Source organism: Falsiroseomonas sp., from assembly GCF_051859025.1.
Lineage (GTDB): Bacteria > Pseudomonadota > Alphaproteobacteria > Acetobacterales > Acetobacteraceae > Falsiroseomonas.
The window spans coordinates 109254-123951 of sequence record NZ_JBHYGL010000008.1; the positions used below are offsets into that span (position 1 = coordinate 109254).

Annotated in this window: 12 protein-coding genes; 4 read left to right on the forward strand and 8 right to left on the reverse strand. The window is 71.6% G+C overall.

Annotated features, from left to right (window positions below; genetic code table 11):
• Window positions 1–31: 31 nt before the first annotated feature.
• Window positions 32–2098, forward strand: a complete 2067-nt coding sequence (locus ACTIE5_RS10370) for a hydantoinase/oxoprolinase family protein (RefSeq protein ID WP_439549622.1) — start codon at window positions 32–34, stop codon at window positions 2096–2098.
• Window positions 2099–2100: 2 nt separating this feature from the next.
• Here the strand turns inward: ACTIE5_RS10370 and ACTIE5_RS10375 are convergent, their stop codons facing one another.
• Window positions 2101–3921, reverse strand: coding sequence for a hydantoinase B/oxoprolinase family protein (locus ACTIE5_RS10375; protein ID WP_439549623.1), 1821 nt, complete (start codon window positions 3919–3921; stop codon window positions 2101–2103).
• Between the two features lie 80 nt (window positions 3922–4001).
• Window positions 4002–4244 carry a hypothetical protein gene (locus ACTIE5_RS10380; protein ID WP_439549624.1) on the reverse strand — a complete coding sequence of 81 codons (243 nt, stop codon included), beginning with the start codon at window positions 4242–4244 and terminating at the stop codon, window positions 4002–4004.
• A gap of 228 nt (window positions 4245–4472) precedes the next feature.
• Here ACTIE5_RS10380 and ACTIE5_RS10385 point away from each other — a divergent pair, with 228 nt between their 5' ends.
• Together ACTIE5_RS10385 and ACTIE5_RS10390 are read left to right on the forward strand one after the other, a co-directional pair.
• On the forward strand, window positions 4473–5729 hold the full coding sequence (locus ACTIE5_RS10385; RefSeq protein WP_439549625.1) for a hypothetical protein: 1257 nt from the start codon (window positions 4473–4475) through the stop codon (window positions 5727–5729).
• A complete protein-coding gene (locus tag ACTIE5_RS10390; RefSeq protein ID WP_439549626.1) occupies window positions 5726–6838 on the forward strand; it encodes a pyridoxal phosphate-dependent aminotransferase in 1113 nt (370 codons plus the stop codon). The genes ACTIE5_RS10385 and ACTIE5_RS10390 overlap by 4 nt, the downstream gene beginning before the upstream one ends.
• Window positions 6839–6870: 32 nt before the next feature.
• Here the strand turns inward: ACTIE5_RS10390 and ACTIE5_RS10395 are convergent, their stop codons facing one another.
• From ACTIE5_RS10395 to ACTIE5_RS10405, 3 genes are all read right to left on the reverse strand, one after another.
• Complete coding sequence (locus tag ACTIE5_RS10395) at window positions 6871–7422, reverse strand: biotin transporter BioY (RefSeq protein WP_439549627.1); 552 nt, start codon at window positions 7420–7422, stop codon at window positions 6871–6873.
• Window positions 7423–7522: 100 nt separating this feature from the next.
• Window positions 7523–8722 (reverse strand): MFS transporter, encoded by a 1200-nt coding sequence (locus ACTIE5_RS10400; protein WP_439549628.1) that lies wholly within the window; start codon window positions 8720–8722, stop codon window positions 7523–7525.
• Between the two features lie 66 nt (window positions 8723–8788).
• Window positions 8789–9946, reverse strand: coding sequence for a 2-methylaconitate cis-trans isomerase PrpF family protein (locus ACTIE5_RS10405; protein ID WP_439549629.1), 1158 nt, complete (start codon window positions 9944–9946; stop codon window positions 8789–8791).
• Window positions 9947–10065: 119 nt separating this feature from the next.
• Between ACTIE5_RS10405 and ACTIE5_RS10410 the strand changes: the two genes are divergently transcribed.
• Window positions 10066–11190, forward strand: a complete 1125-nt coding sequence (locus ACTIE5_RS10410; RefSeq protein ID WP_439549630.1) for a C45 family autoproteolytic acyltransferase/hydolase — start codon at window positions 10066–10068, stop codon at window positions 11188–11190.
• A gap of 6 nt (window positions 11191–11196) precedes the next feature.
• Here ACTIE5_RS10410 and ACTIE5_RS10415 read toward each other — a convergent pair whose 3' ends face one another.
• Genes ACTIE5_RS10415 through ACTIE5_RS10425 form a run of 3 tightly spaced genes read right to left on the reverse strand, consistent with a single transcriptional unit; the run spans window position 11197 to window position 14644 of the window.
• Window positions 11197–12516: an aminotransferase class III-fold pyridoxal phosphate-dependent enzyme gene (locus tag ACTIE5_RS10415; RefSeq protein WP_439549631.1), complete on the reverse strand. Its 1320-nt coding sequence runs from the start codon at window positions 12514–12516 to the stop codon at window positions 11197–11199.
• Window positions 12513–13793, reverse strand: a complete 1281-nt coding sequence (locus tag ACTIE5_RS10420; RefSeq protein ID WP_439549632.1) for an NAD(P)/FAD-dependent oxidoreductase — start codon at window positions 13791–13793, stop codon at window positions 12513–12515. The genes ACTIE5_RS10415 and ACTIE5_RS10420 overlap by 4 nt, the downstream gene beginning before the upstream one ends.
• Window positions 13790–14644: a GntR family transcriptional regulator gene (locus tag ACTIE5_RS10425; protein WP_439549647.1), complete on the reverse strand. Its 855-nt coding sequence runs from the start codon at window positions 14642–14644 to the stop codon at window positions 13790–13792. Before ACTIE5_RS10425 ends, ACTIE5_RS10420 begins: the two co-directional genes overlap by 4 nt.
• Window positions 14645–14698 lie beyond the last annotated feature (54 nt).

A 14698-nucleotide genomic window follows, 5' to 3' on the forward strand; every position in this document is an offset into this window, starting at 1 on the left:
GCGTTGCCGTGCTGGCATGGATGGAATGCGGATGATGGATGGGACGGACGATCGCGGCACGCTCTCGGTCGCGGTCGATGCGGGCGGCACCTTCACCGACATCGTGCTGGTGGACCGCGCCAGCGGGCAGCGCTGGCAGGCCAAGGTCTCCTCCACCCCCGATGACCGGTCCCGCGCCTTCGCGGAGGGCATCGCGCAGGTGCTCTCCATCGCGGGCCGCAGCCCGGCGGAGATCAGCCACGTGCTGCACGGCACGACGGTCGCGACCAACGTCATCCTGGAACAGAAGGGCGCGAAGGCAGGGCTGCTGACCACGGCGGGGCTGCGCCATGTGCTGGAGATCGGCCGCCACGACATCCCGCGGCACGCCAACCTCTACGCCTGGCAGAAGCCGCGCCGCCCCATCCCGCCGGAACATGTGCGGGAGGCCCGCGAACGCCTGGCCGCCGGCGGTGCCGTGGTGGAACCGCTGGTGGAACAGGATGTGCGCGACGCCGCCGCGGAGTTCCGACGCCTGGGCGTGGAGGTCGTGGCCGTCTGCTTCCTGCATTCCTACGCCGACCCCACGCATGAACGCCGCGCGGGTGCGATCCTGGCGGAGGAACTCCCCGGCATCCCCATCACGCTGTCCTCCGAAGTGCTGCCGGTGTTCCGGGAGTACGAACGCAGCATGGCCACCGCGCTCAACGCCTATGTGATGCCCGCCGTCGCCACCTATGTCCGCCGGATCGAGGATCGGCTGAAGGCAGGCGGCATCGCCGCGCCGTTGCTGCTGATGAAATCCTCGGGCGGCGTGATCCGGGGCGAGGGCGCAGCGAAGCAGCCGGTGCAGACGGCGCTCTCCGGCCCCGCGGCCGGCGTCGTCGGCGCCCGCGCGCTCGGGCTGCGCGCGGGGCATCCGAAGCTCATCACGCTGGATGTCGGCGGGACCTCCGCCGATATCAGCCTCATCGATGGCGAACCGCGCCTGACCAGCGAGGGCAAGGTCGGTGACTGGCCGCTGAGCCTGCCGATGATCGACATCCACACGATTGGTGCGGGTGGTGGATCGATCGCCCGTGTCTCGCCGGAGGGCGCGCTGCTGGTAGGCCCCGCGAGTGCCGGCGCCATGCCCGGCCCCGTCGCCTATGGCCGCGGCGGCGTGGAGCCGACGCTGACCGATGCCAACCTGGTGCTCGGCCGCCTGCCGCCATCGCTGCTGGATGGCGCCATCACGCTGGATGTGGATGCCGCCGCGCGCGCGATCGAGACGCGGATCGCGAAGCCACTGGGCATGGACCTCCACGCCGCCGCGCGCGGCATCATCGCTGTGGCGGACAACGCCATGGCGGGCGCGATCCGCGTGGTGTCGGTGCAGCGCGGCCATGATCCCGTGGATTTCGCGCTGCTGCCCTTCGGCGGCGCGGGGCCGCTGCAGGCCGGCGCCATCGCCAGGCTCCTCGGCATGCGGCGCATCCTGGTCCCGGCCAGCCCCGGCGTCCTCTCCGCCGAGGGGCTTCTCGCCGCGCCGCTCCGCAATGAGTTCTCCCGGACCGTGATGATGCGGGCGCCGATCGCCGATCCCGCGCCGCTCGCCGCCGCCTTCGGTGCGCTGGATGCGGAAGCGGCCGCCTGGCTGGAATCGGAAGCCGTGCCGGCCGCGGCGCGGGAGATCCGCTGGCGCGCGGGCATGCGCTACATGCACCAGGGCTTCGAGCTCTATGTGGACTGGCCCGGTCGCGCGGCGGATGATGCGGGGCTTACCGAGGCCATCGACCGCTTCCACGCGGAGCATGAGCGCCTCTACACCTTCGCGCAGCGCGACACGCCGGTGGAAATCGTGACGCTGGAAGTGGCGGCGCTCGGCACGCTGCCTGGCCCGGCACCGGCATCCGCGCCCATGGCCGGGCCGGGCGCGCCCTACACGCACCTCCCGGTGCATCTGGAAACCGGCCTGGCCCGCGTGCCGGTCTGGCGCCGGGATGCGCTGGGCGTCGGCGCCACGGTGCTGGGGCCGGCGATCATCGTGCAGATGGATGCGACGACCTACCTGCATCCCGGCGACAGCGCGGTGATGGACGCCTTCGGGAACCTCGTGGTCGAGGTTCCCGCGGGGTAGCGTCAGCTCGCCATCGCGTCCCACCAGGCATCGGCGTCACGATAGACGCCGCCGCGGTGGAACATTCCCTCCGCCGCCGGGCGATCGGCGCGGAGGGCGGCCGTCGCATCCTCATCCACCTCCCGGTCCGGCGTGTCGCGCAACACCACGCCGTAATCCGCGCGCGCGGCCTCCGCCGTCACGAAGCCGCCCAGCACATCCTGCCGCACGCGCCAGGCTTCGCGGTCGAAGGGATGCCCCCAGCCGCCGCCGCCGGTGCTTTCCATGCGCACGACATCGCCGCGCTGCACCGGAATCCCCTGTGCCAGCCTGGCGACCTCGCGTTCATCGGCGCGGCCGGGATTGATGATGAAGCGCCCGGGCCGCCCGGCCTGGCCACCCTTCACGCCCCAGGGCGGGTTCTCCACATTGTCCATGCGGGTGTTGAGCGTCGCGCCATCCACCAGGATCTCCATCTCCCGGATCATCCCGCTTCCCCCGCGCCAGCGGCCGGGGCCGCCGCTGTCGGGGCGGATGGCATAGGTGCGGATGCGCACCGGCATGTCGGTCTCTAGGAACTCGATCGGGTAGTTCTGCTGCGCGACGTAGTAGATGACATCGAGCCCATCGGCGAAGGGCCTGGCCCCCTGCCCCGTGCCATGCCCGCCCGATTTGTAGAACAGCGACCCGTCGGAGGGCTGGCGCCCCGTCAGCGTGTAGATGGTGTAGATCGAGCTCGCGGCGGGGCTGTTGCCATCCGTCGCCTGTGCCAGCAGGCCGAGGCAGCCGGAGATGACGCGCGCCAGCGTGTTGGACCGCTGGCCGAGCGGCGCGGGGAAGGCCGGCTGCACGATGGTGCCGGATTTCACCAGCACCTCGTCGATCGTGCGCAGCAGGCCATCATTCATCATCACGTCGGGTTCATTGGCCAGCAGATAGAGGCCGAACACCGTGTTGGGCACGGTCGGGTTCATCAGGAAATTGATGGGCCCCTTCGCCTGGCCATCCGAGTCCCGCGTATCCAGCGTGAAGCCATCGTCGCGCGCCGTCAGGCCGAAGCGTACGGTGAAGGGGCCGCCGCCCTTGCCATCGCCATCCACGCGATCGGCGAATTTCCAGCTGCCGCCGGCGGGAAAGACCTCCGAGAGGCGGCGGCGGAACAGCCGCGCGGATTGCTCCCGCATCGCCGCGATGGCGCCCAGCAGCACGCCGGTGCCGAAGCGCGAGAACAGTTCGGCCAGCCGCTTCTCGCCGAGCCGGACGGCGGCCGTCAGTGCGCGCGTATCGCCGCGGGCGTGCTGCGGGAAGCGGGAGTTGCGGACGAAGACCTCGAACAGGTCGGTGTTCAGCACGCCTTCGCGGTAAAGCCGCACCGGCGGCACCATGATGCCTTCCTGGAACACGCTTTCCGTGCCCGGCGTGTTGGACCCCGGCCAGGCGCCGCCGATATCCCGGAAATGCGCCCAGCTCTGCGCGAAGGCCACCAATTCGCCGCCTACGAAGACGGGCGTGGCGAATACCTGGTCCGACGTATGCGATACGCCGCCCTTCGAGATGTAGCAGTCATTGTACCAGAAGATGTCGCCGGGCCGGATGTCCTCCGCCGGGAAGCGATCGAGGATCGGGCGCATCACGTCGCCGAACAGCGGCAGCTTCGTGCCCGTCACCAGGCTGCCATCGGCGGCGTAGAAGCCGATGAAATAATCCTGCTTCTCCCGGATCACCGGGGACATGGCGGTGCGTTCGAGAAGCGCCTCGCATTCCGCCTGGGCGGATCGCAGCGCGCCCTTGATGATCTCGACCGTTACCGCATCCGGCGCCGCCAGCGCCACCGATCCGTCCATCACCGTCTCCGCGCCGTCGCGGGGAACGCTAGCGGTGGCTCAGGGATGGCGCAACGCAGGGCTTGGCATCACAGCGATCTTCAGCGGCCGTAAACACGGCTCGGCGGCGGGCGCTTCGGGCCCATCACCACATCGATCTCCGCCTTGGCGCGGTTCAGCATCTCGCCCAGCGTCTCCCCGGGGTGTTCGCGCGCCATCTCCCGCGTCTGGCCGCGATTGGCGGGCGGGTGGATCAGCACGGTGAAGCCGGCCTTGCCGCGGTCGAACACCTCCATGCGGTGCAGGCGGTATTCGCGGGTCTGGACGACGAGAAGTTCGGGCATTGAGGGTACCTATGGTCTTGGGTCAGAGGTATGACCCATTCGTGCTGCACCGCAACACAAGAATTGCAACTGCCTTGACCATGGCCGCGAAGCAACCTCAGGCTGCGTCGACACAACCCCGGGATGCCTGGCCTGCGAGCGATTCTGATGTAGCCTCATCGTGCCGCTACGCCGTGAGGATGCCAGCATGAACCAGCACCCCCTGTCCCCGCCCTGCGGGATGCGGCCGTGACGCTCGACCCCCGCGCGCAACTGCCGCCCGGACCCCGCCACGCCGGCATCGGCGCCGCCTTCGTGCGGGATTGCGCCATCGCGGGCGGGGCGGAGGAACGGCTCGCCAACCGCCTGGCGCTGATCGCGGAGGAAGTGCTGGGCGCCGCCCCCGCCAATGCCGGGCTGGTCGGCATCACGCTGGCGGACCGACGGCACAGCATGCGGCTTTCCGTGGATTTCACCGCCTCCGACCTCGACCTCGCGGGGCTCGACCAATCCCGCCGCGGGGATATCGAGGAAGGGGAAGAGATCGGCCTCTACCTCGCCGCGCGGCTCGCCGACCGGCTGACGACGGAACCGCTGGACCGGGGCGGGCTGCGGCTCGCCTTCGATGTGGGCCGCGCCTATCCCGCGCTGGCGCCGGATGCGGCGCCGGCGGGGCTTGGCCCGATCAGCGGCGCGGCGGCGGACCCCGATGACGCGACGCTGGCGCTGCTGGTGCAGTGGGCGGAGGCAGCCGGGCTCGGCGGCCCCGCCTTCCGCACAGCGCCCCGCGTGCTGGACCAGCGGGCGCAGGGGGACCTGTTCGCCCGCGTCGCGCTGGATGCCAGGCGGCGGCCCGTCGGCGGGCTGTTCTGGCGGCCCTTCGGGCGCCGGCTGATGGAACTCGCCGGCCCCGCCCTGCTGCTGCCGGAAGGGGAGCCCCGCGCGGCGGTGGCGGAGGCGCTGCTGGAAGCGGCCCTCGCGGGCCTGGTGCGGAAGAAGATCCAGGGCCTGGTGGTGCTGGAACCCTCCCCCGACATGCCCCGCGCGGGGTTCGAGACGGTGGGCCACCTGCCCGGTGCCGATGGCGCATCCTGGCCCGTGCTGTTCCGGGCGCTGGAGGAAGACCCGGGCGGCATTTCCTGGGTCTCCCCCGCGCTGAAGGATTGGGTCACGGCCAGCACCCGCCGCCTGGCGCTGGGCCGGGATATCGAGGAACCGGCCCGCCCCAAGCGCGCCACCGGCGCCGCCATGGCCGCCGAGACCGACCGCGCGCGCGGCCGCGTCACGCTGCGATCGCTGATCGCAGCGGGCGATGCGGCGGCGGTCGCGGCCGGCAATGTCGCGCTGTTCCGCGACCAGGGCTTCTCCGAGATCCGCGCTTTGCTCGACCTCGGCAAGCCGGACCAGGCCGCCTTCGCGGAGGGGCTGGTGCAGGCGGGCCTGGCGCCTGCCGCGCTGATCCCGGATGCCGCCGGGGACCTGCTGCTGCTGGCCGCCGCGGAATGACGGAATTCGCGCTGGATCGGCTGGTCCCGGCGCATGTCCGGGCCTTCGAAGCCTATGTGCCGAGCCCGCCGGATGACGTGCTGTGCCGGCGCTTCGGCGTGCCCCACCTGCATCGCTTGAACAACAACGAGAACCCGCTGGGCCCGCCGGAGGCCGCGCGCGCGATGATGGCGGCCTGGAAGCCGGAACAGGCGGCGCTGTATCCGCAGGGCGATGGCTGGCACCTCCGCCGCGCGCTCGGCCGGCAATTCGACATCGACCCGGAGCAGCTGATCCTCGGCAATGGCGCGAACGAGGTGATCGCCTTCGTCATCAAGGCCTTCTGTGAGCCGGGCGACAACATCGTCACCGCCGACCGCACCTTCGCCGTCTATGAATGGCTGGCGAGCTTTTCCGGCGTGGAGCCGAAGCTGGTGCCGCTGCGCGACTACGCCTTCGATTCGCAGGCGATGCTGGACGCGATCGATGACCGCACGCGCGTCATCTTCGTCTGCAACCCCAACAACCCCACCGGCACCTGGTGGACGCATGACGAACTGGACGCCTTCATGCACGCGGTGGATGGCCGCGCCATCGTGGTGGCGGACGAAGCCTATGCCGAATTCGCAGAAGACCCCGCCTTCCCCGACAGCTTCGCGCTGATGCAGCGCCACCCCAACCTCATCGTCTTCCGCACCTTCTCCAAGATGTGGGGCCTGGCCGGGCTTCGCATCGGCTGGATGGCGGCGAGCCCGGATGTGGCAGCGACGGTGAAGAAGACCTCCATCAGCTACAGCGTGAACCTGCTGGCGATGGAAGCGGCGCGCGCGGCGGTGTGGGACGAGGCGCATGTGGCGGCGACGCGGGCGCATATGCGGGAAGCGCGGGCCGGAATCGCCGCGCTGGCCCGGCGCCTGAACCTGACCATGGTCGGTGATGTCGGGAATTTCTGCATGCTGCGCCTGCCGGTCAGCGACACGGTGGCGCATCGGCGGCTGATGGGCCGCGGCGTCATGGCGCGGGCGATGACCAGCTTCCGCTACCCGGGCTGGCTGCGCGTCAGCCTCGGCCCCGCCGCCGCCATGGCGGCCTTCGCGACGGCGCTGGAGGAGGTGCTGGCGGAGGGCTGAACACCCCCCGCCAGGCCCGGATCAGCCGCGCATCAGCCGCGCCGCTGGAACAGCGCGGAAGCGGCGATGAGGAGGCCGATCTTCGTCGCCTCGCCCAGCAGGAAGGGCAGCACGCCGATGGCCAGCAGCCTGTCCGCCGGCACGAAGAAGGCCAGCCAGGCGACGCCCAGCCCATAGATCGCGACCACGCCCGCCAGCAGCGCCAGGCAGCGGCCCAGCAGTCCGCGCCCTTCCGCCAGCGTGCCGGTGAGCCAGGAGGCCAGCAGGAAGCCCGCGAGGTAGCCGCCCGTCGGCCCCGCCATGTACAGCAGGCCGACGCCACGCTCCGGCGATCCCGCGAAGACCGGCAGCCCCGTTGCACCGGCCATCAGGTAGGCCGCCATGATCGCGGTGGCCATGCGCGGGCCGGCCAGGATGGCGAAGCCCAGCACGGCCATGGTCTGCAACGTCATCGGCACGGGCCAGAAGGGGATCTGCATCCGGGCGGCGAGCGTCATCAGCGCGACGCCGGCCAGCAGGACGATGCCCTGGTGCAGCAGCCGCTGCGACGTCGGCGCGGCCTGGGCGGGGTGGAGGATGGACATGGCGATTTCCCGTTATGTCAGTGGCAGGCACGTCGTGGCTGATTGGCCGATCCGGGCCGCCCCGCGCAAGCGGGCTGCACCCGACGCCGCAAGCGCCCCTTCAGCGCGGCAGGCGCAGCAGCAGGGGCACGGCCGGCGCCAGCAGTACCGCCGCCATCACGAAGGCGGCCGGATAGCCCGCCCAGTTCACCACCAGGCCGCCCAGCAGGGGCCCGAACAGGTAGCCCACCTGGAGCGTCAGCATCATCAGGTTGATATTGGCGCCGCGCTGCGCCGGCGGCGAATGGCGGTGCATCAGCGCGTTCAGCAGCGGCAGGCAGGCGCCGAAGCCGATTCCCAGCAGCAGCGCCACCGGCACCAGCACCCAGGCGCCCATCGCCGTGCCCCCGATCGGCAGCGCCAGCAGCAGCAGCGCCAGCGTCACCACCGCGGCGCCGAAGGCAGAGGCGCGCCGCTGGTCCAGCCGGTCGAACAGCTTCCCCGCGGACAGGCGCAGCACCATGATGGTGCCGGTCTGCAGGGCGAAGAACAGGCCGACCAGCGCTTCGCCCCCCATCTCCAGCGCGCGGCCCTTGGCCATGCTGAACAGCACGGCGTGGGCGATGAAGGCGGCGGTGTTGATCAGCAGCAGCGCCAGCACCGGCCCGCCGCGCCAGCCTGCCTTCGCGCCCGGCGCGCCCGCGACATCGGAAGACGGCGGCGCGACGCGGCGTGCCAGCACCACGGCCAGCAGCAGCGCCGGGGCCTGCAGCAGCGCCATCGCGGCATACTGGTTGGCCGCATCGCCGCCGAAGGATGGCAGGGTCAGTTCCAGCAACGGCGGCAGCAGCGCGAAGGGCAGCAGATCCGCCACCGAGAACAGGCTGTAGGCCTCCCCCGCCCGCTGCGGAGGCACCAGCGCCACGAAGCGCGTGGTGATGCCGACCAGCGTCAGGACGAAGCCGAAGCCGTGCAGCAGCCGCAGCCCCACCAAGGCAGCGAAGCCATCCGCCACCAGATACAGCGGCAGGACCAGCAGCGTGACGGTGAATCCCGCCACCGTGCACCACCCCGCGCTGGCCACGGAAACCCGCGCCGCCACGGATGGCATCAGCACCAGCGCCACCAGCGTGAAGGCCGCGATGGTGCCCCCGGCCTGCGCCGCATCCAGCCCCTTGCCGCGCAGCCAGGGCTCCAGCCCGTAGAAGGCCGCCAGATTGGCGAAGCCCAGCAGGGCCAGCGCCAGCACCCCCGCGAAATCGCCCCGCCAAAGGCGCGGCAGCGGATCGGCCGCGGGCCGCGTCGTGGTGCCGCCTTCCATGCCGCCAGCCCCTTCCCCATTCAGGCGAGGCGACGCTACCAGCATCAACCCCGCCGCGACAGACGCCTATCCCCGGACCAGCACCGCACCCTCGAACAGCCGGCGCTGGGTGCGGAACAGGGTCGCGTGGTCGCAATGGAAGCCGCCCTTGGCCGCCTCGTCCGCCACCACCGCCGCATCCACCACCGCGATGCCGGAGGCATGGCCGATGCGGATCGGCGCGCCGGGATCGGCCGGCCCCAGCAGCCGCGCCGGCACGCTGCCCGGGATGCGGCAGGCAACCGCCAGGCACAGCGCGCCCGTCGCCGTCACCGCCCGGTGCGGCTGGCCCATGGAGATGATGCGGATGTGCAGATCAACCTCCGACGCGGCGAGAACGCGGCCATTGGCCAGCCTGGCCTCGACCGGCGCCCACAGCATCGCGATCCGCGGCAGGCTCGGCCGGGCGCGGGCGGCCTCGGCATCCCTGGCGACGCCCATCGCCACGGCGGCGTGGCGGCGGATGGCGTCCAGCTTTTCCAGCAGCGCGCCCTCCCCATCCAGCGCCTGCGCCGTGTCCACGCCCTGCCGCCCCATCGCCTCCGCCGCGACGAAGACGCAGGGGCTGGCGGCATCGACCATTGTCGCCTCCACCGCCCCGACGCCCGGCACTTCCAGCCGGTCCAGCACGCGGCCGCTCGGCAGCAGCGCGCCGGTGCGCGCGCCGCCGGGGTCGAGGAAATCGAGCCGGACGGGCGCGCCGCTGCCGGCGACGCCATCCAGCACGAAATCGCCATCGACCATCGCCTCCCCGTCCCGCGCCTCGAACCGCGCGCGGATGATGCGGCCGGCATTGGTGTCGTGGATGCGGACCTCCACCGGGCCATTCCTTGGCGCGTGCGGCAGCATTCCTTCATCCAACGCGAAGGGGCCGATGGCGGAGGACATGTTGCCGCAGCTGCCCCCGTAATCCACGAGGGCCTCCTTCACCGCCACCTGTCCGAAGGTGTAGTCCAGATCGGCATCGGGGCGCGTCGGCGGCCCCACGATGCAGACCTTGCTGAGCGAGGAGACGCCGCCGCCCATGCCATCGAGTTGCCGCGCCTCCGGGTCCGGCGACCCGATGGCGGCGAGGAAGATCGCGTCCCATTCCGCGCGATCCGCCGGCAGATCCTGCTGCCGGAACATGATGGCGCGGGAGGTGCCGCCGCGCATGAACACCGCCCTGAACCGCCGCTGTGGCATCGCTGGCCCTCCCCCATGCTCGGTATCGTTCTAGGGTGGGACCCGGCGCGGCGTCAGCCCCTCGACCGGCAAGGCAGGCACGCGCAAGATGTCCGGTACTTTCTGCGCACGGAGAACCCATGGAAGCCGCCGCTCCCTTCCCCCTCTACGAACTCTCGGGCGCGCCGGAGGCTCGGGGCGAGTCCTATGGCCGCCAGGCGGCGTTGCGAATCCGGAGCAGCATCGGCCACTACCACGCGCAATTGGCCGGCGGCGGGCTGGATGCCGGGCGCATCCACCGCCTGGCCCGCGCCTTCGTGCCCCGGGTGGAGGCCTTCGATCCGGCCTATGTCGCCGAGATGCGCGGCATCGCCCGCGGCGCCGATGTGGCGTTCGAGGATGTGATGCTGCTGAACTGCCGGACGGAGATCCTGCAACTGGCCAAGCGAGGCCTACCCGAGGAGGACCCCGATGGCTGCACCGGCGCGATCGTCACTCCCGAAGCCACCGCCGATGGCACGCTGCTGCACGGCCAGAACTGGGACTGGAAAAGCGAATGCGCGGAGACAGGCGTGGTGCTGCGCATCCGGCGCGATGACGGACCGGATATCCTGACCTTCGTGGAGGCCGGCGGCCTGGCCCGCGCCGGCCTGAATGCCGCGGGCATCGCCATCACCGCCAACTACCTGGAATCGGATCGCGACTACCGGACGGAAGGCGTGCCGCTGTCCCTGCTGCGCCGGAAGGTGCTGGAGCAGGAGCAGGTGGCGCTGGCGGTGCGCGCCATCTACGCCACGCCGAAATCGGCATCGAACAACGTGATGCTTTCCCACGCCTCCGGCTGGGCGATCGACATCGAATGCGCGCCGGATGAGAGTTTCCTGCTGCACGCGCAGGACGGGCTGCTGGTCCACGCCAACCACTGGCAATCGCCGGTGGCGCTGGCGAAGCTGCGGGACACCGGCATCCAGACCACGCCGGACAGCGTCTATCGCGACCAGCGCGTGATGGCGGCGCTGCGCGCCAGGCGCGGCGCAATCACCATGGATGATCTGCGCGAAGCCTTCTTCGACGATTGGCAATCGCCCTGGGCCGTCTGCCGTCCGCCGCGGATGAGCCTGGGTGGCAACCTCTCCGCCACCGTGGCCATGATCCTGATGAAGCCCGCGGAGGGCCACATGGAGATCGCGCCCCTGCCCGCGCTGAACCGCGTCTTCACGACCTACAGGCTGAAGCCGGAAACGGTCGCGAAGGCCGCGGAATAGCCCGCGCTACGCGATGGCGCGCAACGCCCGCGCCATCGCGTCCACCGTCTGCGCCACCTGCGCCTGCGTCACCACCAGCGGCGGGGACAGCACCATCGTGTCGCCGGCCGCGCGCACCAGCACGCCATCGGCGAAGCAGGCATCGGCCACTGCCGCGCCGCGCACGCCCGGTGCGCCGGCGCGCGGTTCCAACTCCACCGCAGCCAGCAACCCGCAGTGCCGCACATCGATGACATGCGGCGCGGATTGCAGCGCCAGCAGCGCCGCCGCGAAGGGCTTCGCGATGGCGGTGGAGGCTTCGAACATCCCCTCCTGCTGGTAGGCGTCCAGCGCGGCCATCCCCGCCGCGCAGGCCAGCGGATGGGCGGAATAGGTGTAGCCATGCATGAATTCCGGCGCGCCGGCCGGGCCCTGCATGAAGGCGTCGAAGACGCGGCCATTCACCAGCGTGGCGCCCATCGGCACGGCGCCGTTGGTCAGCCCCTTCGCCATGCACATGATGTCCGGCCAGACGCCCAGCGCCTCCGCCGCCGTGCAGGCGCCGAGGCGCCCGAAACCCGTGATGACCTCGTCGAAGATCAGCAGGATGCCGTGGCGGTCGCAGCGCGCGCGCAGCGCCTCCAGGTAACCGACCGGCGGGGGATAGACGCCGCCCGATCCCGTCACCGGCTCCACGATCACCGCCGCCACCGTGGAGGGGTCCTGCACCGCCAGGATTTCCTCGAGCCCCGCCAGCCAGTGATCACCGGCGGCCGGGCGTTCGCGCAGAAAGCGCTGCGCGGGGTCATGCGGCAGCGGCATGTGGAAGACATCCGCCAGCAGCGGCCCGAAATCCCGCTTGTGCCGCGCGATGCCGCCGACGCTGAGACCCCCGAAGCCGACGCCGTGATAGGATTTCGCCCGGCCGATGAACTTCACCCGCGCCGCATCACCGCGGGCGCGGTGGTAGCCGCGGGCGATCTTCAGCGCGGTGTCCACGGCCTCCGACCCCGAATTGCTGAAGAAGGCCCGCGCCATGCCCGGCACCGCATCCAGCAGGCGTCTGGCAAAAGCAAAGGCGCCGGGATGCGACATGCGGAAGGAGGAGACGAAATCGAGCGTCCCCGCTGCCTCCCGGATCGCCGCCGTGATGCGCGGATGGGCATGGCCCGCATTCACGCACCAGAGCCCCGCCATCATGTCCAGCACGCGCCGGCCATCGGGGGTGATGTAGTGCATACCCTCCGCACGCTCGAAGATCATCGGTGCGTCGGTGAATCCCCGCATGGCGGTGAAGGGCAGCCAGACGCCATCCTCGAGCGCTGGCGTGTTGGGCAGGTGGTTCATGCGGACCTCGCGCGATCCAGCGCATCCCGCGCCCGGAAATACAGCGATCCGGCGGCGGCATAGACGCTGCGGAAGGGGTGCAGCGGAATGGGGCGAAGGGGCGTCGCGGGCGGCAGGGGCAGATCCTCCGCCGGCGCGCCCGCCAGCAGATCGGCCAGCGCGGGCCCGGCGGCGGTGCACCAGGCCACGCCCTTGCCGTTGTCCTGCATCACGGCGAAGACGCCCTCCGCCAGGCGGAACAGCCGCGGCAGACGGTCCGGCGTGATGCCGACGCGCCCGCCCCACCAGAAGGACGGCGGCTGGTCCGGCAGCGCGGGATAGAGGCGCGCGCGCATCCGTTCCGGCACGGTGAAGGATCGTAGCCCGCGCGGCGCCCGCAGCGTGCCCTTCCCCCCCACCACCAGCCGCCCAGAGGCATCCCGCCGCCAGTAGCGCAGCACCCGGCGCGTATCCGACACCACCTGCCCGCCCGGCAGCACCCCCGAAGCGGGCGCGGTCGCCGTCTGGAAGGACCAGACCGCCATGATGGTATGCGCCAGCCCCGGCCACAGCGCGCCCGGCGCCGCATTGGTCGCCAGCAGCACGCGCCGCGCGCGCAGTGCGCCCGATGCCGTCTCCAGCCGCCAGGCCGCGCCATCGGGGCGGATGGCGGTGACGCGCGATGGCGCATGGATGCGCGCCCCCGCCGCCAGCGCCGCCCGCGCCAGGCCGCGCGCCAGCGACAGCGGCTGCACGCTGCCGCCCCTTTCGTCGATCCAGCCGCCGAGGTAGCCGGCCGCGCCGGTGATGGCGCGCACCTCCTCCGCCCCCAGCATCCGCACCGGCGCGCCCCATTCGGCCCAGGCGCGGCATCGCTGGCGGCATTCCTCCAGCGCTACGGGATTGTCCGCCACCTGAAGCCAGCCCGCGCGCGTCGCCTCGCATTCGATGCCGAGCCGTTCGATCAGCGCGAAGAGAGCATCCGCGTCCCTGGCCCCGGCCTCGTGCAGCCGCGGGCCGAGAACCTCACCGAAATCCTTGACCAGATCGGGGACAAAGTGTTTCAGCCCCGGGATCACCTGGCCGCCATTGGCCCCCGATGCCGCGGCGCCCGGTGCCTCTGCCTCCAGCACCGTCACCGCCACGCCGCGCTCCGCCAGGGCGAGCGCGGTCGACAGGCCCGTATAGCCGGCGCCGATGATCGCGACCTCGGCCTCCGCCACGCCATCCAGCGGCAGCAGCGCCACCGCCGGCGTGGCGGTCGCCAGCCAGAGGGATCGCTGCCGCGGCACGGTCATGGGCCCGCGCAGCGCAGATGGTCTTCCAGCAGCCGCGCGGCCTTCGCGTTGTCCCCGGCCTCCAGCGCATCCAGCACCGCCAGATGTTCCCGGCAGCTGTCATGCGCGCGGTTGTCGCCGAAGCGCCAATCCGCATTCACCAGCGCGCGCAGGCGGTTCTGCGCTTCCACCGCATCGATGAAGAAGCGGTTGCCGCTGCCCTGCGCGAGGCCCAGGTGGAAGGCGGCATTCATCTCGAACAGCCGCACCGCCTCCACATCCCGCCAGGGCCGCGCCAGCACCGCTTCATGCGCATCGCGCATCGCCCGCGCGAAGCCAGCGTCCAGCGCATAGCCGGGCTCCCGCAGCGCGGCCGGTTCCACCACCAGGCGGAAGCGCATGGCGGCCGTCCGCTCCTCCGCCCCCGCCAGCGTGGCGGCGAAATGCCAGCCCTGCGCGGGGTTGCGCCCCACCACGCCCAACGCCGAAAGCCGCGCCAGGGCGCGGGAGACAAGGCCGCGGGGCTGGCCGAATTGCCGCATCAGGTCGGCTTCCCGCACCACCTCCGCCAGCGCGCCTTCAGCCCGCGCGCGGGCGATGGCGCTGACCAGCGCATCGACGGGATCGCGCGCCTCCATCGCCGGCAATTCCCGCCCGGGATCGGCCAGCACCATCAGGCGCCCGCGGCGCTGCGTGATGCCCGCTTCCTCCAGCAGCCGCAGCGCGGCCCGGACGGGGGTGCGGGAAACGGCCAGGCGGCCGGCCAGCACGGCCTCCACCACCGGGCTGCCGGGCGGCGTGGCTTCCGCCAGCCACAGCTGCCGGGCGGCGCGGGCGAGGTCGTGATGCAGGGGGGAGATCGGGGCTGTCATCGTCACGCTTGAACCTAACGCCGTTTTGGTATTTCGTGCAAATGAAGAACCGAA